Origin of the sequence: Actinopolyspora mortivallis DSM 44261, from assembly GCF_000384035.1 — a bacterium.
Classification (GTDB): Bacteria; Actinomycetota; Actinomycetes; order Mycobacteriales; family Pseudonocardiaceae; genus Actinopolyspora; species Actinopolyspora mortivallis.
In genome coordinates this window covers 4,120,200-4,141,295 of record NZ_KB913024.1, presented here as the reverse complement: position 1 = coordinate 4,141,295, position 21,096 = coordinate 4,120,200, and the positions used below count along the sequence as shown (strand labels likewise).

The window sequence follows — 21,096 nt, the reverse complement described above, 5'->3', positions numbered from 1 at the left end:
CCCGAACGGCGGAGTCGGTCACGGCTCCGCCGGGGCGAACTTCCACAGCGACCACACTCGGTGAACACATCTGTCGCCGTTGTCCCTGGAAAGGATCACGGTCGACACCTCGGAAACCGCCATCCCCGAACCCCGCGTGACGAATTTGCCCGCCGTTCACGCGCTCGCAGCCACGACATCGCCTGACTCACATAGTGTTCGGCCACGTTCCCGACCGATGCTGTGGAAAGGCAGGAGATGTCCACCAACCCGGCCGAGGCGCACGTGGTCTCCTTACCGCTGCTGACCCACCACACGGCGAGCCGCTCCGCGGTCACCTGCGAGTACCGCTGCGGAAACGCCTGCGCCCACGAGGCACCGAACCCCTCCGCCAACACCTACTTCGGTGACGTCGTCCGACGCGTGCTGAACCGACGCGGACTCCTGCGCGCCGGAGCCGTACTCTCCCTGGCCACCGGCGTGACGGCCGCCGCGGGGACCACCGCCGCCGCACACCCCGGCCCCGGCGGGCACCACCCCGCCGCGCCGGGCACGGACTTCGACCCGGTGGCCCCGAACACACGGGACAGCGTCGTCATCCCCGAGGGCTACGAACAGCAGGTCGTCATCCGCTGGGGCGACCCGGTGCTGCCCGGCGCGCCCGAGTTCGACTTCGACAACCAGAGCGCGCGCGCCCAACAGCTCCAGTTCGGCTACAACAACGACTTCGCCGGACTGGTCCCCCTGGACGGCGCCGGTGTCCACAACCTGCTGGTGGTCAACCACGAGTACACCACCGAAAGCCACATGTTCCGCGACTACGACCCGGACAACCCCACGGCCGAACAGGTCCGCACGGCCTGGGCCGCCCACGGGCAGTCGATCCTGCTCGTGCGCCGGGACCCGGCACGCGGTCGGCTGGACGTGCTGCCCAGCCACTACAGCAGACGCATCACACTGGACACCGAGTTCGCCGTGCACGGCCCGGCCGCAGGCAGCGAACTGCTCCGCACCTCGGCCGACCCGCGCGGCGGGAGCGTGCGGGGGACACTGAACAACTGCGCGGGCGGGGTCACACCGTGGGGGACCATCCTCTCCGGCGAGGAGAACTTCCACCAGTACTTCGCCCACGCCGACAGGGTCGAGGACCCCACCACCCGGCGGCGGATGGAGCGCTACGGGATCAACAGCGGAGCCAGCACCCGCAAGTGGGAACGGTTCGACGACCGTTGGGACGCCTCCCGGGAACCCAACGAGACGAACCGCTTCGGCTGGATCGTCGAGATCGACCCGCACGACCCCCACTCCACCCCCGTCAAGCACACCGCCCTCGGACGGTTCAAGCACGAGGGCGCCACCGTCCGCACCACCGAGGACGGCCGGATCGCGGTCTACATGGGCGACGACGAGCGGTTCGAGTACGTCTACAAGTTCGTCTCCAGCGGCCGGATGAAACCCGGACGCAGCGCCCACGCCCGGCGCCACAACCAGGCGCTGCTGGACGAGGGCACGCTCTACGTCGCCCGGTTCACCGGGGACAGCCCCGCCTCCGAGATCGACGGCAGCGGCAGGCTGCCCTCCGACGGCGAGTTCGACGGTTCCGGGCAGTGGCTGCCGCTGGCCACCGGCGACACCTCGCACGTGCCCGGTTTCACCGCCGAGGAGGTCTACGTGTTCACCAGGCTCGCGGCCGACCGGGCCGGAGCCACCAAGATGGACCGCCCCGAGGACGTCGAACCCAACCCGGTCAACGGGCGGGTCTACTGCGCCCTGACCAACAACTCCAACCGGGGCGCCGCCGAACACGCCCCCGTCGACGAGGCCAACCCCCGCGTCGGCAACCGCCACGGCCACGTGCTCGAAATCACCGAACGGGACGGAGACCCCACCTCCACGGAGATGTCCTGGGGGCTGCTGCTGGTCTGCGGTGACCCCCAGCGGGCCGACACCTACTTCGGCGGTTTCGACAAGGACCGGGTCAGCCCCATCTCCTGCCCGGACAACGTGGCCTTCGACCGGCACGGCAACCTGTGGATCGCCACCGACGGCAACGAACTCGGCTCCAACGACGGACTGTTCGCTGTGCCCGTGGAAGGGCCCGAGCGCGGTCACGTCAAGCAGTTCCTCACCGTCCCCAAGGGAGCCGAGACCTGCGGGCCGGTGGTCACCGACGAGCTGGTCACCGTCTGCGTCCAGCACCCGGGGGAGAACGGCTCCGGCCCGGAGAACCCCGGCTCGCACTGGCCGGACGGCGGGGACTCCCAGCCCAGGCCCGCGCTGGTGGCGGTGTGGCGCGATCTCGGCCACCGTGTGGGCGAGATCGGCCGACGCTGAGCCCTCCCGGCCCGGTCCGCCCCGGCGGGCCGGGCCCGCCGGGGCGGCGACACGCCCGCACTCGCGTGACCGGGTGCCCTGCTCCGGTGAGGTGAAGCGCTACTGTATCGATGATGACTTCACGACCGATCGCACTGGTCACGGGCGCTTCACGCGGTATCGGCGCGGCCGTGGCACGTTCACTGTCCGAGACCCACGACGTACTGCTCGGCGGGCGGGACGAACAGGCCCTGCGGCAGACGGCGCAACAGCTTCCCGGAGCCCAGCCCTGGCCCGCCGAACTCACCGACTACGACGGCATCGCCGAGGCCGCCGCCGGCATCGAACACCTCGACGTCCTGGTGCACAGCGCGGGCATGGTCGAGATCGGTTCCGTCTCCGAGACCGACGTGGACTCCTGGCGCCGGACCTTCGAGCTGAACCTCTTCGCGGTCACCGAGCTGACCCGGACCCTGCTGCCCGCGCTGCGGGCCGCCTCCGGCCACGTCGTGCTGATCAACTCGGGGGCCGGGCTGTCGGCGAAACCCAACTGGGGGTCCTACGCGGCCAGCAAGTTCGCCCTGCGGGCCTACGCCGACGTGCTGCGCGCCGAGGAGGCCGCCAACGGCATCCGGGTCACCTCCGTCTTCCCCGGTCGTGTGGCCACCGACATGCAGCGCGCGGTGCGCGAGTCCGAAGGCGGCGAGTTCCAGCCGGAGAACTACCTCAGCCCGGAGTCCGTGGCCGAGCCCGTGGTCACCACGGTCCGCTCCGGATCGGACGCCCACATGACGGAGATCGTGCTGCGTCCGAACAGCTGAGCGGCGAGCACGGCCCTCGCCCCTCCCCATTCGGCATCGGAAGGGCCCCGGGGTTTTCCGCGATCCGCCGATGGGGTGGGTTTCAGGGTTCGATCCGTGCCGCGGCGGCCCGCGCCGCCTTCCGCACCTCCGGGGGATCGACCCGGGTCGGTTCGGCCTCGCGCAGCACCTCGGTGCCCGCCACCCAGACGTCGCGGACACACTCCGCCCCCGCCGCCCAGACGAGGTTCGCCAGGATCCGTTCGTCCGAGGTCTCCACCCCGCGCACGAACGCCGGGGTGTCGGTGTCCACGTGCACGACGTCGGCCCAGCACCCGGCCTCCAGGGATCCGATGTCGTCCCGGTGCAGGGCGCGGGCACCGCCTCGGGTGGCGGCCAGCAGCGCGACGGCCGAGTCGAAGGTCGTGGCGTCCCCGCTCCGCGTGCGGGCGAACATCGCCGCGAGTTGGATCTCCTCCCACAGGTCGAGGTCGTCGTTGCTGGAGGGCCCGTCCGTGCCGAGTCCGACGGGCAGCCCGGCGTCGAGCATCTCGGACAGTCGTGCCGTTCCGGAGGCCAGTTTCGCGTTGGATCCTGGGCAGTGCGCCACCCCCACCCCGTGTTCGGCGAACAGTCCGATGTCGGTGTCGTCGAGGTGCACCCCGTGGGCGGCCAGCACCCTGCCGTCCAGCACCCCCAGCTCGGCGAGCAGACGGGGAACCGAACCGTGGGCACGGCGTTGTTCGACGTCCTCCGCGGAGGTCTCCGCCACGTGGGTGTGCACCAGGGCTCCGCGTGCCCGGGCCTCCTCCCCGATCACGCGCAGCGCCTCCGGGGGGAGGGTGTAGGCCGAATGCGGGCCGTAGGCCAGCTCGATCCGCTCGCCGGGGCCGAAACGCAGCCCGTCCGCGTCGATCCACCGGCTGATTGCCGACACCATCGAGCGCCAGCCACCGAGTTCCCCCAGGTCCGGGGTGTCGATCACCGCCGGGGCGATCACGGCACGGGTCCCCACGTCGAGCACCGCCTCGGCCACCGCCTGCCCGGAGAAGTACATCTCCCCGCTCGTGGTGACTCCGGCCCGGAGCATCTCCAGGCTTCCCAGCCTCATGCCCGCACGAACGTCCTCGGCGGAGAGCCTGGCCTCGGCCGGCCAGATCACCTCCCGCAGCCAGTCCAGCAGCGGAAGGCCGCCTCCCAGCCCGCGCAGCAGGGTCATGGGGGTGTGGGCGTGCGCGTTGACCAGGCCGGGCATCAGCAGTCCGGAGCAGTCCCGGACCACCGTGTCCGGATCCGACTCCGGAGCCTCGACCCGGGGGCCGCAGTGGGTTATCCGGCCGTCGGCGCCGATGTCCACCACGGCGTCACGCAACACCGAACACCGGCGGTCACAGGGCAGAACCACGGGGGCACGCAGCCGTCGAGCGATGGGCATGAGCGCATTGTCCCTCAGCCCGCCGGACCGATCGTGACCATAGCCCGAAACATCACCAGGCCCGCCCCGAGCATTCCGGAGCACAGCGTCACACAGATCAGGGTGTCCGCCCGGGCCCGTAACCACGGCCGCACGCGACCGAGGATCCGGGGACGCGCCGCCCTCAACCGCGCGGCGACGTCCGGACTCCGCAGCGGAACACCCGGGTAGGTGGGATGCATCGACAGTTGGCGCGTCATACCACCATCATGCGCCCGCACACACCGGCCGACCTCGGCTCTTCGGCCGGAATCACCTCGTACTATCGGCCGGTTCGCCACGAGCGGCGGGCCGTAGCAACCGGAGGCCGTCCGCCCCGGGCCGGAAACGCCTCAGTCGTCCATCAGTCCGGTCCGCCACGCCCACGCGGCGATCTCGACCCTGTTGCGTGCTCCCACTTTGCCCTGCACGGAGGCCAGATGGGACTTGACCGTGGACAACGACATGTACAACCGGGAACTCACCTCGGTGTTGGTCAGCCCCCGCGCCACCTCGCGGACCACGTCCCGTTCCCGCGCGGTGAGTTCCTCGCTGGGACGGTCCCGCTCGCGGAGCGCCCGCGAGGAGCCCCCGTGGAAGTGTCGCAGCAGCCGGACCGTGATCTGCGGGGAAACCAGCGCGTCACCACGGTGGGCGGCCTGGACGGCCTCCACGAGCAGGGCGGGTCCGGCGTCCTTGAGCAGGAAACCGCTGGCCCCGTTGGCCAGGGCCGTGGCCACGTACTCGTCGAGGTCGAAGGTGGTCACCACGACCACCCTGACCGGGTCCTCCACCTCCGGTCCCGCCAGTCTGCGGGTGGCCTCCAGGCCGTCGAGACCGGGCATCCTGATGTCCATCAGGCAGACGTCCGGACGCAGTTCGTGCGCGAGTCGGAGTGCCTGACGGCCGTCCCCGACGTCGCCCACCACCTCGATGTCGTCCTCACTGTCCAGGATCATCCGGAAACCGGCGCGGACCATCTCCTGGTCGTCGGCTATCAGCACCCGGATCACGGCAGCCCCCTCCCGGCGTCCGAAGCGGCCAGCGGCAGCCCGGCCTCGACCCGCCAGCCCCTCGGCTCCCGAGGGCCCGCCCGCAGTGTTCCGCCGAGCAGCTCGATCCGCTCCCGCATCCCCACGAGACCGTAGCCGCCGGATCCGCCCGCCACCGGAGCACCGCCCGGTACGCCGTCGTCGTCGACACGGACCAACAACTCCTCCGGGGTGCTTCGTAGCACGACGACGATCTCGGAGACACCCGAGGCGTGCTTGCCTGCGTTGGTCAACGCCTCCTGCACCAGCCGCAGCGCCGAACGCCCCACCTCCGGTGGGATGTCGTGCTCCAGCTCGGTGTGCAGCCGCACCTCGGTCCCCGAACTCGCCGTGACCCGCTCGACCAGCTTCTCCACGTCCCCCCGCAGGTCGGTGGTGGGCTGCCCGTCGACCTCGGCGTCCGCACGCGTGTCCGCCTCGCGCATGCTGCCCACCAGACGCCGCATCGCGGTGAGCGCCTCGGTGCCGCTGGCGGAGATCCGTTCCAGTGCCTGCCGGGCGGCCTGCGGGTTCTTCTCGGCCACGGTCAACGCGGCCTGGGACTGCACCACGATGCCGGTCACGTGGTGGGCGACCACGTCGTGCAGCTCCCGCGCCAGGGCCATCCGCTCGGCGTGTTGGGCCTGGGCCACGGCCGCCCGGACACCGCGACTCCGTTCCTCGTCGCGGGCCCGGAAGTACATTCCCGTGCTCACCGACAGCACCAGCAGCACGGCCCCCATGAACAGCGAGCCCAGGATCTCGGTGGACAGCTCACCGTGGACCGGACGCGGCAGCAGCACCGCTCCCGCCACCGCCGAGGCGGCCAGGGTCGTCGTGGCCACGGCGGCCCGCCGCACGGGGGCGAAACGCACGACGAACGCGACCAGCAGCATCCCCGCCGCCAGCACCGGGACCGGGATCGCCCCCACCACGTAGGAGGGAGCGCGGACGTCGAGCAGCAGGGCCAGCACCACGGTCAGCGACATGTTCAGCGCGCCGAACATCGCCGCCTGCACCGGGCCACGGGGTGCGAACACCGCCAGCACCGACATGATCGCGCTGCTCACCAGCAGCAGCGCCGCTCCCAGGGGGGTGGTGGCTGTGCCGTCGAAGGAGACCACCTGCCCGAACAGCAGCACCGACAGCGCGGCGATGACGGGCCACTGTCTGCGCAGCAGCCCGACCAGCGGTCCGTGCTCGGGGCGGGGCCTGCGGTCGCCGCGCAGGTACATTCCCGTGCCGACGGCCAGCACCAGCTGGAGGAAGCCCATCTCCAGGGTGAGCGTCAACGGCATCTCCGGCCCGGAGGGGGAACGCTCCAGCACGGCGAGCAGGCAGGCGGCCACCAGCGTCGCGGTCACCGGAACGGCCCTGGTCCAGGGGAGGCCGCGGAAGGCGTGGAGCACCAGCAGCACCCCGGCCAGGTTCTCGGCCGCTGAGACGTTGGACAGCAGGCCCGGCCCCGGTTCCACGTGCAGGAACCGGCTCAGGGCGGTGGCCAGCACCAGCAGGCTCGCGGCGAGCACCCCGCACGAGGCGGGACGGCGCGGGGCGGCCAGGGCGAGCAGCACCATGCCGGTGAGCACGGGGATCCGTGCCCAGGCCGTGCCTCCCTCGTAGGCGGCCACGGCCAGCTCACCGCTCCAGGTGATCAGCAGCAGGGCGACGAACACCCACTGCCCGCGCAGCGTCCCGCCCACCCGGCGGGTCCACGCCGACAGGGCTCCCCACAGTTCACGCGGGTTCACGAACTCGCCCTCCGTCGCGTACGTGCTGTTCCCCGGTGCCCGGTTCCGAACGAGCTGATCGGCGCTGCCTCCCCCGGCCACCGGGCGAACCCTGCCGCACGAGAGGCCGGGCGGAAACCCCTCGGGCGGGAGTGGTGGCCGATCGGCCAGCAGGAACAGCCACATGGCCGATACAACACGGGAGCTCGAACGGTCACGCTCTGTGCGGCAGAGAAAAAACCCGTTCGCCCCGGTTCGGCGCCGACCGTTCCGGGAAAGGAGTCACCCGTGCTCACAACCGTACTGGTCGTACTCGGAACCGTACCGGCGCTGACGGTGCTGGTGCTGATGGCACTCAGCTCCGTACTCCCCGACCTGTGGGAGAGCTTCCACAGCCGCTGAGCGGAACCGGGGCGGGCTCGTGTGACTCGCCCCGGAGAAAACCGGGACGGTCGGTCACGGACCGTGCCGGACCTTTCGTTCCGAATCGACCACTCGGCGGAGCCGGGAACTCACACTCGCTCGAAGATCAGGTCGTGTACCGTTCTTCCCTCGGCATGGGCCCGCTGTTCGAACTTGGTCACCGGTCTCCACTCCGGGCGGGGCGCCCATCCACCGGGGTGGTCGGCGAACCTGTTGCGCAGCTCGGCCCGCGCGGTGCAGACCGCCCGCATCTGCTCGGCGTAGTCCTCCCAGTCGGTGGCCAGGTGCAGGGTTCCGCCCCGGCGGATCCTGGAGGCGACCAGCTCGACGAACCTGTCCTGGACCAGTCGTCTCTTGTGGTGGCGTTTCTTCGGCCACGGATCGGGGAAGAAGATCCGCACCTCCTCCAGACTCCCTACGGCCAGGTGCTGCCGGAGCAACACGGTCGCGTCGCCGCGCAGCAGCCGCAGGTTGTCGATGTCGTGCTTCTCGGCCCGCAGCAGCAGTTGGGCCAACCCCGGCTTGTAGACCTCCACCGCCAGGTGGTCAAGGTCCGGTCGGGCGGCGGCCATCGTCGCGGTGGTCTCGCCCATCCCGGAACCGATCTCCAGCACGAGCGGAGCGCTGCGCCCGAACCATGCGGTGGTGTCCAGAGGGCCTTCCGGCAGTTCGGAGATGTCACGCCCGAGTTCGCCCCAGTACCGGTCCCAGGCGCGCTGCTGTCCGGCGGTCATGCGGTCGCTGCGCCGGACGTAGCTGACGACCGTCCGTTTGTGGGGAATCTGCTGGTCGGAAGCACTCACAGCGGGCCAGTATCGCAAACCGGGCGCTCGCCCCGGTCGGCACTGTCCCCGCTTCCGCCGTGGCGGGCGGCACAGCACCGACCGGAACCGGGCCCGCCCGCGGATCACCAGGACTCGATCCGGGGCAACATGGCCTCCAGTCCCTCCACTCCGGGTTCGGGGACGGCGACCCTGTTGCCGTTGTCCACCTGGGCGGGGAGGATGTCCAGCCACCCCGGGTGGCGGTCGGTCAGGGTGACCGTGGTCGGCACGGTCATCGGCGGCCGGTCGGAGGGGGTGTACTCCCAGTATCCGATCTCGCCCGCCGTGGACCAGGGAACGAAGATCCAGCCCTCCCGTCCGGTCAGCAGGGCGTGCACCTCGTCCTCGAAGGCGAATCCCTCCGCACGGGAGGCCAGTTCGCCGCGTGCCAGGGCCCGCAGCCACCAGGGCACCGGGAGTCTGCTGGCCGAGTCGTCGAGTCTGCGGAACAGGTCCAGCACGTGACGTTCGGGGGCGGTGTGTATCCATCCACAGCGCACCGCCTCGGGGGACTCGGCCTCACTGGTGGGTGGGACGGACTCCGCCGCCAGGGACCACTCCAGTCGGGGGATGGGGATCAGGTTCACGTCACCGTCGCCGTTTCCGGCCGATCCCGTCTTCTCTTCCTGCGCTGAAAATTCACTCGAAAGAACCACAGCTCACCTTCCTCCGCGAGCACCGCGAGAAGGGTCGGTGCAACTCGCGGCAAGCACCCCCAGGGGGTGCGGCCCGGAAACGGCGCTGTTCGGGATCGCACCACTCACTCGACGAGTTAACACGGACACTCCCGGTGAAAGCAACCTTTCGGAAAGTGTCCCTCCCCTCCCGCACAAGGGTCGTTGATCGTAGCGCAGCCTCACGCGCAGCGTAATCGCCCGATGGACAGAACGTCGGCGAGAGAAAAAGCACACTCCGTTGCTCCGGGGGAGGCGGAGTCGGCGGGAGGAAACACGTCCCTCCTCCGGAGGACCTCGATCCCCCGGGAGCGGACGTCCGGAGGAGGGAACCGCGCTCGACAAAAACCAGGGCCAGGGCCGTCCCCCGAATGACAGCCCTGGCCCTCCCCCGTCCCGACCGTCAGGCACCCCCGAGCGCCCGCACAGTCGGTTGATCCGGTTGTGCTCACAGGCCCCGACCCGAGCACAGCGGATCGTTACTCCTGTGTGGTGACTAACAGGTCTTTCGTCGTGATCTTAGCGGCCCGGGTGAGCGGCCTCTCCTCCGGGATGGGTAACAGCGTGCAGTCGCAGCACGACTTGTGTCCCCTTTTTCGTGATGTGTCCACCCCCGATGGAACCAACGTGCTTGCCGTTGTGCCACGAACCGCCGATGACATTCGGCGGAACCGTCGGACAACACCCTCGAAAGCAGGAGAAGCCACCCCCTGTCGGTCACGCGTCCCGCTTGTGCACCGTGACCAAGGACACCGCCAACAGCCCGAAGGCGATCGCCAGGAAGTAGACCAGCGAGGGCCACGGCCCGATCGGCATCTCGGAGAGGGGCTGACTCATCGGGGAGTCACCGCCGCCGCTCATGAAGCGGAACGCCGCGGCGAACGGCAGCCACTCGTAGATGTCGTCGCCGATGGTGGGGATCAGCTGGATCAGCGACTCGGCCAGCAGCGCCCAGATCATCACCAGCGTCACCGCTCCGGCTGTCTGGCGCACCAGAATGCCCACGGCGAGCGCGAACACGGCCGCTCCGGCGAACACCAGTCCCGGCCCGACCACCTGTCGCCACTCCGCGGCGGTGTCCAGCACCAGGCTCTGGTCGGGGGCGAACACCCATCCCATGCCCCAGGAACCGAAAGCGGCCAGTTCCCCGATGAGCAGGGCCAGCACGGCCACCACGGCCGTCTTGGCCAGCATCACGGCCACCCGGTTCGGCATGGCCTGGAAGGTGGCCCGGATCGTGCCGAAGCGGTACTCGGTGGTCACCGCCAGGGCGGCCATCACCATGACCACGATGAGCCCGAACTGGTTGCCCTGCTGGGTCATCGCCACGCTGGTGGGCATCTCACCGCCGAGCTGGGAGGTGAACAACGCGGCGAAACCGATGGTCAGCCCCAGTGCCACGACGATGCACCACCACGGTGACCGGGTGGAGAAGAGTTTCATGCGTTCGACCGAGATCAGTGTCATTGGCAGTCCCGTTGGAAGACGTGTGTGACCGTGGCCGCCCCGGCGAGGGCGCTGCCCGCCACCCGGCGACCGGAAGGGGCCGAGGGGTGGAAGGCGCGACGGCTCGGGGCCGCCACGGGACACGGGGTGGTTCAGTTGGTGGTCGCGGCGAGCGGTTCGCCGGGCTGCTCGTCGGAAGAGCCGGTGCGGAACTCCACGTCCTGGCCGGTCATCCTCATGAAGGCCTCTTCGAGCGAGCCCCGCTGGGCGGACAGCTCGTGCAGTACGAAGCCCTGTTCGGCGGCCAGCTCGCCGACCTGGTCGGTGGTGGCGTCGGACACGCTGAGGGTGTCGGGCTGGGAGGGATCCGCGGGCGCCACCGCGAAGCCGCGGGCGCCCAGCACCTCCCGCAGCCGCTCCGCCTGCGGGGTGCGCACCGTGACCGCGGCGGCGGTGGCGTTGTTCACGAACTCCTCGGTGCCGCACTGGGTGATGAGCCTGCCCCGTCCCACCACCACGAGTTCCTCGGCGGTCTGGGCCATCTCGGACAGCAGGTGGCTGGAGACCAGCACCGTGCGCCCCTCGGCGGCCAGTCGCTGCATGAAACGCCGGATCCAGTGGATCCCCTCCGGGTCCAGCCCGTTGACCGGTTCGTCGAACATGAGGATCCCCGGGTCGCCGAGCAACGCGGTGGCGATGCCGAGCCGCTGGGACATGCCCAGCGAGAACCCTCCGGCCCTGCGTTTGGCGACCGCGCTCAGTCCGACGGTCTCCAGCACCTCGTCCACCCGCTGGACGGGGATGTCGTTGGAGCGGGCCATCCACTTCAGGTGGGCGTAGGCCGAGCGGTTGGGGTGGACCCACTTGGCGTCCACCAGGGCGCCGACCGTGCGCAGGGGATGCTTGAGTTCGGTGTAGGGCTTGCCGTCGAACAGGACCTTGCCCGCCGTGGGCCGGTCCAGCCCCAGCATCATGCGCATGGTGGTGGACTTACCCGCGCCGTTCGGTCCGAGGAATCCCGTCACCCTGCCCGGTTTGACGGTGAACGACAGGTCGTTGACCGCCACCGTCGATCCGTAGCGTTTGGTGAGGCCCACAGCCTCGATCATTGGCACTCCTGTCTGGGCGAAACTCGGTGACGGCCGGAACGAGCGTCCGAGTCCCGGCCCCATGTCACCAGCCAGGTTGCCGGACGAACGGTCGAGTGCGCGTCAACCTCCGGTCTAAAAACGAATACTCTTCAAGTCGTAGGGCGCCTCCGGCGGGGATCAGGGAACCCCCGAGCCCAGCCGAGCGGTGTCCCCGAACGGCAAAGCTCCACCGGGCGCGAGGCCGCGGGTCACGGGCTCACCGCGCCGGGGCGGGCTCCCCGACGGGTCGGGGACCACCCGGAGTCAGTCCCGGGGCGGGAACCACCGCCGCAGCACCGGCACCAGCCCGTCCTCGGAGACCGTCCCCGCGACCTCGTCGGCGAACGAACGAACCACCGCCGGTCCCTGCCCCATGGCGACGCCGTGGTGGGCCCACTCCAGCATCTGGATGTCGTTGTCCCCGTCGCCCACGGCGAGGGTGTCCTCGGCGGCCACGCCGAGTTCCACCCGCAGCTTCTCCAGGGCGCTGGCCTTGCTCACTCCGTCCGGAACCACCGTCACCCAGGGTTGGTAGTGGTCGACCGTGTAGCAGCAGCCCGGCAGCACCACCCCGTCCATGCTCGCCCGCAGCCGCTCGGGGCTGTGCCCGGCCCAGTTGACGATCAAGCGGGGGACGGGGTGTTCCAGCAGCCGCTCCACCGAGCACCGCCGCTGCGGGCCGTGCAGCTCCTCGGGGTCGAACAACTCGGTGACCAGACTGGCCGTGCCCACCTGCTCGGCCGCGTACAGCGCCCCCGGCAGCAGCGGGGCCAGCCGTTCGTACACGGGCTGCGGATCGAAGGTCTCCACCGAGACGGCCTCCCGCGAGGACACCTCCACCCGCACGGCACCGTTGGAGCACAGCGCGTCCCCGTCCGAGATCCCCAGCTCGTCCAACACCGGCAACGTGCCCAACATGCTCCGCCCGGTGGACACGACCACGTGAACCCCCGCCTCCACCACACGGGTGACGGCGCGGCGCACCTCCGCGGAGATGGACTGTGTCGCCGGGTCGAGCATGGTCCCGTCGACGTCGAGCGCGACGAGTCGCGGCTTCCAGCTGGATGGTGTGGTCACGTCCGCAGCCTATCCGTGACAGCCGGTGTCCGAGCACCAGAACCGCGTCATGTCACACGGGATTCACGTTCCGCTCACGAAGTGCGGCCAGCTCCTCCAGGGGGTGGGTGGTGTCGACGAGCCGCCGGGGATCCACCGGTTGCCCGGACTCGACCAGCGCGCGCACCGGCCGGGACACGTCGAAGACGTTGACGTTCATCCCCGCCCACACCCGGTTGTCCCCGTCCAGCCAGAACGCCACGAACCTCCTGGAGGACAGGCTGCCGCGCACCACCACCCGGTCCTCGATCCCCTCGGGAACCCGCCCGTGGTACTCCATGCCCAGGTCGTACTGGTCGGTGAAGAAGTAGGGCACCTCGGTGTAGGCGGCGGCCTCCCCCAGCAGGGTCGCCGCCGCGACCCGGGGCTGTTTCAGCGCGTTGGCCCAGTGCTCCACCCGGATCCGGCCGAGCACGGGGTGTCGGATCTCGGCGATGTCGCCCACCGCGAGGATGTCCGGGTCGCTGGTGGTCAGGCTGGGCTCGACCAGCACTCCCTCCCCGATGTCCAGTCCGGCCTCGGCGGCCAGCGTGATCTCCGGCCGGGCCCCCACCGCGACCAACACCGCATCGGCCGGGATGTCCGCGCCGTCCACGGTGCGCACCCCGGTCACCCCACCCTCGGAGTGGATCTCGGCCACCCGGGTGGACAGCCGCAGGTCCACCCCGTGCTCGCGGTGCAGGTCGGCGAACACCTCACCCATGCGCGGACCCAGCGCCGCCGCCAGCGGGGTCGGGGCGTTCTCCACCACGCAGACCTCCACACCCCGCTCGCGGGCCACGGCCGCCACCTCCAGCCCGATCCAGCCCGCGCCGATCACCACCAGCCGCCGGATCCGCCCCAGCGTCTCCCGCAGCCGGTCCGCGTCCCCCAGCCTCCGCAGGCAGTGCACTCCCCGCGCCTCGGCCCCGGGCAGTGGGAGCCGACGCGGGCGGGAGCCGGTGGCCAGTACGAGCCGGTCGTAGTCGAGCACGGTGCCGTCGGCCAGTTCGAGGCGGTGGCTTGTCGGGTACACGGCACTGGCGCGGGTTCCGAGGCGCAGCCGCACCCCGTGCTCGGCGTACCACTCGCGGGGGTGCACGAGGAACTCCTCGGCCGAAACCGCCCCCGCCAGGTAGTCCTTGGACAGCGGAGGCCGCTCGTACGGCGGGATCTCCTCGGCGCAGACCAGGTCGACCTCACCGGTGAACCCCTTGCTCCGCAGTTCCCGCGCGGTTCGCGCACCGGCGAGACCACCCCCGACCACGACGAACCTCTCGGTCATGAGGGCCCCCTTCGCCGCACTCGGCCCCGGACGGCGACTACCGCCGCACGCCGGAGACGGGCTCTCCGGCGTGACACCAGCATAGGCGCGTGCGGGCCCGCGTGCCGTGCGAGAGGAGCCCCGGCGGTGGTCCTACCTGCCGGGGCGCACCAGCCCGGTCTCGTAGGCCAGTACCACGGCCTGCACCCGGTCCCGCAGTTCCAGCTTGGACAGGATCCGGCCGATGTGGGTCTTGATCGTGGCCTCGGAGAGGTACATCCGCTCGGCGATCTCGCCGTTGGACAGCCCCCGAGCCATGTGGACCAGCACCTCGCGCTCCCGGTCGGTGAGCACGTCCAGCACCGAGGCGTCCCGGAGCTCGCCGCCGGACTCCCGCAGGAAACGGTCGAGCAGCCGTTTGGTGACGCTGGGCGAGACGACCGCGTCCCCCTCGTGCACGGAGCGCACGGCCGAGACCAGGTCGTCGGGCGGGGTGTCCTTGAGCAGGAAACCGCTGGCTCCGGCGCGCAGGGCCGACAGGGCGTAGTCGTCGAGGTCGAAGGTGGTCATCACCAGCACCTTGGCCAGCCGTTCCCCCACGACGAGTTCGGTGGCCCGCACCCCGTCCATGCCCGGCATGCGCACGTCCATGAGCATCACGTCGGGCCGCTGCTCGCGGGCGGTCTCCACGGCCCCGGCGCCGTCGGCGGCCTCACCCACCACCTCCAGGTCGTCCTGCGCGTCCAGCACCATGCGCAGCCCGACCCGCATGAGCTCCTGATCGTCGACCAGCACCACCCGCACCATGTCGCTCCACCCTAGGCCACGGCGTGGAGGCCACGGCGCGCTCCCGGCACGGCGACGGGAGCTGGTTCACCCGGCCGGGGAGGAGCGTTCGGTGGCCAGGGGGAGTTCGGCGCACACCCGCCAGCCGCCCCGCTCGGTCCGCCCCGCTTCGAGGGAGCCGCCGTAGACGGTGGCGCGCTCACGCATCCCGATCACCCCGTTGCCGCCGGAGGGGGTGGGTGGGTCCAGCACGCGGGGGGAGCCGCTGTCGGTCACCTCGATGCGGATCCGGTCGCCGTCGTTGTCCAGCGCCACCGCGGCCGTGGCGTTCCAGCCCGCGTGTTTGAGTACGTTGGTCAGCGACTCCTGGACGATCCGGTACACGGCCAGGCCCTGTCCGGTGGGGATCTGGTCGAGTTCCCCGCCGATCCGCAGCTCGACCGGCAGCCCCAGCGCGCGCACGCGTTCCACCAGCTCCCGGATGCCCTCCACGCCCGGCTGGGGTGAGCGGTGCTCGGCGGGGTCCTCCTCGGGGTGACGCAGCACGTGCAGCAGGCCGCGCAGTTCGCTCAGCGCCTCGCGGCCCGTGCCCGCTATGGTCCGCAGCGCCCGTTCGGCCGTGTCGGGGTCGCGGTGGACGGCGTAGACGGCGCCGTCGGCGTGGGTGACCATCACGCTCACCGAGTGCGCGAGCACGTCGTGCAGTTCCCGGGCGATGCGGTTGCGTTCCTCGGCCACCGCGATCCGGGCCTGCTGGTCCCGTTCGAACTCCAGGCTGCGCAGTCGGCTCTCCACCGCGCGCTGGTAGGCCCGGCGGGCGCCGACGTACTCTCCCAGGGTCCAGCAGAACCCGCTGGCCAGCAGCAGTTGCGCGGCGAAGAACACCGCGTTGGCCCCGGAGAGGGCGTCGAAGACCACCAGTGGCGTCACCCAGGCCACCAGGATCCCGCAGCCGTAGAGCGCGGCCGGACGTCGCCCGGTGTAGGCGACCAGGGTGTAGAGCATGACGAACACCCCGAAGGTCCCCGGGCGGGTGACCGTGTCCGGGTAGGCGAGCAGTTGGACGAGCAGCCCGGCCAGCACCGTGTAGGCCACCGGAACCGGTGCGGTGCGCCGCAGCGCCAGCGGCGGCACCAGCAGCACTCCCGCCAGCACGTCCCAGAGGAGTCCCGGCGCCTCGCCGGGGGGTGTTCCCGTGGTGCCGCGCAGGACTTCGAGCGCCAGCATCGCCAGCATCAACAGGGTGTCCCCGGCGATGGGGTGGGCGCGCATCCACAGGCTGATCCTCCGCACGCCCACCGACCATAGCCCGCTGTGCTGCTCGGTCGCGTCGTTCCACGGTCCCGTCCTGCCTCGTACCCGGGTGGTAGTCGCCGCCGGTGCCCTCTCGGGGTTCGCCGGGCCCGTGGCCGTCGGTGGGTGGGGGCTCGCGCTGCTCGGGGCGGCGTAGTCCCCACCCGGCGGGTGGAGCAATCCCGCCGCGTCGATGTTGACAGTTGTGTGCTCCGCGGGTGTGAATGTTCGCCGATGGTGACTGGCGTTCGGTCGTGTTCGCCCGTGCTCGTGTTGTTCGTCCGGTGAGTCCGGGTTCGCGCCGAACACGGCGACGCCGTCCGCACGGTTGGACCCGAAAGGACTTCCCATGAACGACTCCGAGGCCGCCGCCGGTGGCTGGAGCAGACGGGCCGCGCTGACCACGCTCACCGCCACCACGGCGGCGACGGCACTCGGGGGCCGGGCCGCCGCCGAGGTGGGACGACACGGCCCCGGCGCCGGGCACGGCTGGCACGAGCAGACCGCCAACGGCAGGCTCTACGAGATCCGTTCGGGGCGGCACCGCGCCGTAGTGGCCGGGGTGGCCGCGACCCTGTTGTCCTGGCGGGTGGACGGCACCGAGATGCTGTTGACCCACTCCGCCGACGACCCGGGGGAGGGTTACCAGGGCAAGACCATCCTTCCCTGGCCGAACCGGATCGACCGGGGGAGCTACGAGTTCGGCGGGCGCGAGCTACAGGTCCCGATCAACGAGCCGTCCCGGCAGAGTGCCCTGCACGGGTTGATGAGCTTCGTGGAGTGGGAGCCGGTGCGCCACCGACGGGACAGTGTGCGGCTGCGTTACCGGTCGCATCCGCGGTACGGCTACCCGTTCCACATGGAGTTCACGGTGGACTACGCCGTGGACCGGCACGGGGTGCGGTGCACACTGACCGCCGAGAACGTGGGGCGGGAGGCCGCCCCGGTGGGCTGGGCCAACCACACCTACGTCGCCGCCGGGCCGGGCGGTACCGACGCGATGGAGCTGCGGCTGCCCGCCGACACCTACTACCGCACCAACGAGCGGCTCATCCCCACCGGGACCGCCTCGGTCTCCGGCACCCGCTACGACTTCCGACGGAGGCACCGCATCGGAGAGACGAAGCTGGACACCGCCTTCACCGGGCTGGAGCGTGACCACTGGGGCGAGGCGGTGGTGCGCATCGGCCTGGAGGACGGTCGGGACGTGCTGCTGCGTGTGGACGGTGCGCACGAGCATCTCCAGGTCTACACCGACGACGGCGCCAGTGAGGACCGTGCCCAACCGCCCCGCTCGGGAATCACGGTGGAACCCAGCACCTGCCCCCCGAACGCCTTCGTCACCGGCGAGGACGTGCGCGTGCTGGCCCCGGGTGAGCGCCACGGCGGAAGCTGGAGCCTCAGTCTGTCCACCAGGGACGGCGCGGAGTGACCCACCCGGCCCGGAGCACGAAGCGCCCTCGTCGTTCGGGGCGCTGTCGGGGTGCTGTCGGAGGCGTTGTGCCGCTCGGTAGGCGTTGTGCGGTGGTGTTCTCGGTCGAAGACGAACGTGCCGAGGGCAACGACAGTGCTTCCCACGGCGGGAAGCGCTGCTAAGATCGCAGGTCGCGAAGGTGTGCCCCGCGCGTGCGGGGTTGGCCGGTTCCGTCGGGAACCGGCCCGGCTCACCGGGACCCGGTGGTTGGGAAGGGGAAGTGTGTGGCCACGCGCCGGGAGGTTCCCAAGCGTGTGCTCGGCGTGTCGGTCACGGATCGGTCACAGCCGGGGGGCGGCCACTCCGGAAACCCCTGCTCACCTGCCGTGGCGCCGGCCCTCCGGGGCCGGCGAGGATCGCAACGATGGCGGTGGACTCAGCGCGCTGGGCCGCCTGCTGGGTGGCGCCGGCCCTCCGGGGCCGGCGAGGATCGCAACTTGTCGTTCTTCTTGCCGAACATCAGTCCTCCTCGGGTGGCGCTGGCCCTCCGGGGCCGGCGAGGATCGCAACGATGGCGGTGGACTCAGCGCGCTGGGCCGCCTGCTGGGTGGCGCCGGCCCTCCGGGGCCGGCGAGGATCGCAACTTGTCGTTCTTCTTGCCGAACATCAGTCCTCCTCGGGTGGCGCTGGCCCTCCGGGGCCGGCGAGGATCGCAACCACATCGAACAAGGTGCGTGGTGCGCGGACAGTCATGGTGGCGCCGGCCCTCCGGGGCCGGCGAGGATCGCAACTTGTCGTTCTTCTTGCCGAACATCAGTCCTCCTCGGGTGGCGCTGGCCCTCCGGGGCCGGCGAGGATCGCAACGATGGCGGTGGACTCAGCGCGCTGGGCCGCCTGCTGGGTGGCGCCGGCCCTCCGGGGCCGGCGAGGATCGCAACCTTCGACGTCGGCGCGCGCCCGTAGCGCTCCCGGATGTGGCGCCGGCCCTCCGGGGCCGGCGAGGGATCACGGGGGATTCCCGCACGGCGGGCATGCCTGCGCGGTAGCGGAAGCCGATTTCGCCGAAAACTGGCCTCCCTCTCAGGAGGGGACACGAAAGCAGCGCCCCCGGTCGCCCGGGGCGCTGGTGTCGGCTACCGGGTCACGCGAGATGGTCGCTTTTGACCGCGTCGAGGAACGAGGTCCAGGCGGTCCTGCTGAACGGCAACACGGGACTGTTCTGGCCGAGTTTGCTGTCCCGGACAAGCGCGGTTCCCGGCAGGTTCCGGGCAACCTCCACGCAGTTGCCGCCTTGGTTGCTGCGGCTACTCTTGCGCCACACGGCATCCGTAAGACTGTCCGAAGTATCCCTGGCTCCTTCCGAGGTCGTTCCTCAGGACGAAACTAACCGTTCGAGCAACGCGCGAGTGTCGTCTTCGGTGTAAGCCAACGCCGCAAGCTGCTCTCACACCAGGGTATGGCGCTCGATGCCCCCGGGAATTTTCCTGGTAAACCCCACCACGGTCGTTCTCCACACAGACGAAGGCAGGTGTGTCCTCGTCTGGAAACCTGACCAGAACGAACGAGCCGATCATGGCGGCGCAGACGAGCCTGGCGTTCCCGTCACAGGATTCGTTCCGCTCGTGGTCCCGTACTCCCGGGCGGAGAGCCTGCCAGACACACAAGGCCCCACAGGCAGGGGCCTTGTGCCGGATGATCAAACGAGATGGTCGAACTCGCCCGCTTTCACGCCGTCGATGTAGAGCGTGTGGTTTCCGAACCCGGCTCCGCCTCGGAGTTCATGTGGGTAGTGACCGGGTCACGGTCACGCCGTCGTGATGGCGGACTGGTGGAGTCTCGGTGAAGGCGTCCGTGACGCGTACCGCGTAGGCCTCACTCATTCTGCTCAGGGCGTCGTGGAGGTCGAACCAACCTGCGTGGGCGCTTTCGTCGGTGGGGTGAGGTGTTCCCGACAGGGGGCGACAGCGGAATACGAGAGCGATGATTCCTCGGGAAAGATTCTTGTACGTGCCGCTCAGACGTTCGACGTCGACGGAAACGCCGGTTTCTTCGAAAACTTCGCGTTTCACTCCGTCTTCCAGGGTTTCTTCGAGTTCGAGGACACCGCCCGGAGCTTCCCATCGTCCGTTGTCGCGACGTTGGATCAGAAGAACCTGGTCCTTCTCGTTGATCACGATGCCAGCCACGCTGACAGAGTGCTTTGGCATGTCCGTCATGGCGGCCTCCCGGAAAACGTTTCCGCCGTGTATAGTAGCACTTGTCTGGACGTCTGGAGGTGTACGTGCAACTGGGCGCGATTGACCGCACAAGCGATCGTTCCCCCTCCAAGCAGATCGCTGATGATCTCCGAGTTCTGATCCGGTCCGCTCGCTTGGTCGCGGGGGAGAAACTTCCCTCCGAGGCGAGGCTGATGGAACACTACGGTGTGGCCCGTATGACGGCACGCCAGGCGTTGCAGGAGCTCAAAAGCGAAGGCCTGGTTGTCTCGGAGCAGGGCCGCGGAGTTTTCGTGCGTCGTACGGTTCCCGTTCGACGCCTGGCCTCCGACCGGTTCGCTCGTCGCTATCGGGATCAGGGGAAGGCCGCCTTCCTGGCCGAGTCCGAAAAATCCGGAGCTGTCCCTTCGGTGGACAGTATTCGCGTCACCGAAGAACACCCGAGCGTCGAGATTCAACAACGCCTGCGGATTCCCGAAAACGAGATCGTTATCGTTCGTTCTCGTCGCTATTTGTCGGACGGTGTTCCGGTGGAGATCGCCGTCTCGTACATACCCGGAGATATCGGGCAAGGTACGAGAATAGCGGAAACGGACACCGGGCCGGGTGGTATCTACGCTCGTATCGAGGACGCAGGACACACTCTTGAGCATTTCACCGAGGAGGTAACCGCTCGTATGCCCACAGAGCGGGAACGTGACCTGTTGCGATTGGGAACCTCGGTGCCGGTTATGCGTGTGGTTCGTACCGCATACGACTCTCGGGGCCGCGCGGTCGAGGTGTGCGACACGGTCAAGGCGGCTCCCGCCTTCGTCCTGGAGTACGACTTCCCCGCTCGCTGAACTCTTCACCCGAACAGGGCAGTCTCGGCAGATTGAAAACTCGTCTAGAGGTGTGTATCGTACTACTTACATAGACGACTAGACATGACTGTATATGACTGTCTGGAGGTCACCGTGACTGCTGTTGTGCATGCTTCCGCTGGTGTGAGCGCGGTGTTCAACGCTCCATGGCGCCAGGTGTCCCGAAGATGCTCCAGGGCAGAAACGAACAAGGACCAGACAGCGTGCTCCGGTCGTCCGTAAGAGAAGAAAGGGGCGCCACCCTGGCCCTCACTGGGCAAAGTGGATGCACCTTCGACCGCTCGTCCGGTGGTGGCCGCCACCGGACGAGCGGGCTGGTTCCCGCGTGCAAGCCGGCAAGCATCACGCGGGGGTGCTCCGTC

The 21,096-nt window shown here is 69.9% G+C and carries 18 protein-coding genes; 4 read left to right on the top strand and 14 right to left on the bottom strand.

What is annotated here, in order from left to right; all coding sequences use genetic code 11:
• Positions 1–237: 237 nt before the first annotated feature.
• Entirely contained in the window at positions 238–2,313 is a 2,076-nt protein-coding gene (locus ACTMO_RS0119445) for a PhoX family protein (RefSeq protein WP_019856352.1), read from the top strand.
• A gap of 113 nt (positions 2,314–2,426) precedes the next feature.
• Positions 2,427–3,113, top strand: a complete 687-nt coding sequence (locus ACTMO_RS0119440; protein WP_026449419.1) for an SDR family oxidoreductase — start codon at positions 2,427–2,429, stop codon at positions 3,111–3,113.
• Positions 3,114–3,195: 82 nt separating this feature from the next.
• Here ACTMO_RS0119440 and ACTMO_RS0119435 read toward each other — a convergent pair whose 3' ends face one another.
• The 12 genes from ACTMO_RS0119435 to ACTMO_RS21555 all read right to left on the bottom strand — a co-directional run bounded on the left by ACTMO_RS0119435 (position 3,196) and on the right by ACTMO_RS21555 (position 16,241).
• Positions 3,196–4,527 (bottom strand): amidohydrolase family protein, encoded by a 1,332-nt coding sequence (locus ACTMO_RS0119435; protein ID WP_019856350.1) that lies wholly within the window; start codon positions 4,525–4,527, stop codon positions 3,196–3,198.
• A gap of 14 nt (positions 4,528–4,541) precedes the next feature.
• Positions 4,542–4,766, bottom strand: a complete 225-nt coding sequence (locus ACTMO_RS0119430) for a hypothetical protein (RefSeq protein WP_019856349.1) — start codon at positions 4,764–4,766, stop codon at positions 4,542–4,544.
• 132 nt (positions 4,767–4,898) lie between these two features.
• Positions 4,899–5,558: a response regulator gene (locus ACTMO_RS0119425; protein ID WP_019856348.1), complete on the bottom strand. Its 660-nt coding sequence runs from the start codon at positions 5,556–5,558 to the stop codon at positions 4,899–4,901.
• The gene (locus ACTMO_RS0119420; protein ID WP_033402100.1) at positions 5,555–7,327 is read right to left on the bottom strand and encodes a sensor histidine kinase; all 1,773 of its coding nucleotides are present in this window, start codon (positions 7,325–7,327) and stop codon (positions 5,555–5,557) included. The genes ACTMO_RS0119425 and ACTMO_RS0119420 overlap by 4 nt, the downstream gene beginning before the upstream one ends.
• Positions 7,328–7,818: 491 nt before the next feature.
• Positions 7,819–8,532, bottom strand: coding sequence for a tRNA (guanosine(46)-N7)-methyltransferase TrmB (trmB, locus tag ACTMO_RS0119410; protein ID WP_019856345.1), 714 nt, complete (start codon positions 8,530–8,532; stop codon positions 7,819–7,821).
• A 104-nt stretch (positions 8,533–8,636) separates the two neighbouring features.
• Positions 8,637–9,140 carry a hypothetical protein gene (locus ACTMO_RS0119405; protein WP_019856344.1) on the bottom strand — a complete coding sequence of 168 codons (504 nt, stop codon included), beginning with the start codon at positions 9,138–9,140 and terminating at the stop codon, positions 8,637–8,639.
• 804 nt (positions 9,141–9,944) lie between these two features.
• Positions 9,945–10,694: an ABC transporter permease gene (locus ACTMO_RS0119400; RefSeq protein WP_019856343.1), complete on the bottom strand. Its 750-nt coding sequence runs from the start codon at positions 10,692–10,694 to the stop codon at positions 9,945–9,947.
• Between the two features lie 131 nt (positions 10,695–10,825).
• Positions 10,826–11,782 carry an ABC transporter ATP-binding protein gene (locus ACTMO_RS0119395; RefSeq protein WP_019856342.1) on the bottom strand — a complete coding sequence of 319 codons (957 nt, stop codon included), beginning with the start codon at positions 11,780–11,782 and terminating at the stop codon, positions 10,826–10,828.
• Positions 11,783–12,067: 285 nt separating this feature from the next.
• Positions 12,068–12,880 (bottom strand): HAD family hydrolase, encoded by an 813-nt coding sequence (locus ACTMO_RS0119390; protein ID WP_019856341.1) that lies wholly within the window; start codon positions 12,878–12,880, stop codon positions 12,068–12,070.
• A 52-nt stretch (positions 12,881–12,932) separates the two neighbouring features.
• Complete coding sequence (locus ACTMO_RS0119385; RefSeq protein ID WP_019856340.1) at positions 12,933–14,183, bottom strand: NAD(P)/FAD-dependent oxidoreductase; 1,251 nt, start codon at positions 14,181–14,183, stop codon at positions 12,933–12,935.
• Positions 14,184–14,315: 132 nt separating this feature from the next.
• A complete protein-coding gene (locus tag ACTMO_RS0119380) occupies positions 14,316–14,969 on the bottom strand; it encodes a response regulator (protein ID WP_019856339.1) in 654 nt (217 codons plus the stop codon).
• A 66-nt stretch (positions 14,970–15,035) separates the two neighbouring features.
• Positions 15,036–16,241 carry a sensor histidine kinase gene (locus ACTMO_RS21555; protein ID WP_245556264.1) on the bottom strand — a complete coding sequence of 402 codons (1,206 nt, stop codon included), beginning with the start codon at positions 16,239–16,241 and terminating at the stop codon, positions 15,036–15,038.
• 349 nt (positions 16,242–16,590) lie between these two features.
• Here ACTMO_RS21555 and ACTMO_RS0119370 point away from each other — a divergent pair, with 349 nt between their 5' ends.
• Positions 16,591–17,673, top strand: a complete 1,083-nt coding sequence (locus ACTMO_RS0119370; protein ID WP_019856337.1) for an aldose 1-epimerase family protein — start codon at positions 16,591–16,593, stop codon at positions 17,671–17,673.
• Between the two features lie 1,123 nt (positions 17,674–18,796).
• Here ACTMO_RS0119370 and ACTMO_RS0119365 read toward each other — a convergent pair.
• Together ACTMO_RS0119365 and ACTMO_RS0119360 are read right to left on the bottom strand one after the other, a co-directional pair.
• The gene (locus ACTMO_RS0119365) at positions 18,797–18,976 is read right to left on the bottom strand and encodes a DUF397 domain-containing protein (RefSeq protein WP_019856336.1); all 180 of its coding nucleotides are present in this window, start codon (positions 18,974–18,976) and stop codon (positions 18,797–18,799) included.
• A gap of 457 nt (positions 18,977–19,433) precedes the next feature.
• The gene (locus ACTMO_RS0119360; protein WP_026449417.1) at positions 19,434–19,871 is read right to left on the bottom strand and encodes an NUDIX domain-containing protein; all 438 of its coding nucleotides are present in this window, start codon (positions 19,869–19,871) and stop codon (positions 19,434–19,436) included.
• A 65-nt stretch (positions 19,872–19,936) separates the two neighbouring features.
• On the opposite strand from ACTMO_RS0119360, the gene ACTMO_RS0119355 reads away from it, so the two are divergent.
• A complete protein-coding gene (locus ACTMO_RS0119355; RefSeq protein WP_019856334.1) occupies positions 19,937–20,713 on the top strand; it encodes a GntR family transcriptional regulator in 777 nt (258 codons plus the stop codon).
• Positions 20,714–21,096 lie beyond the last annotated feature (383 nt).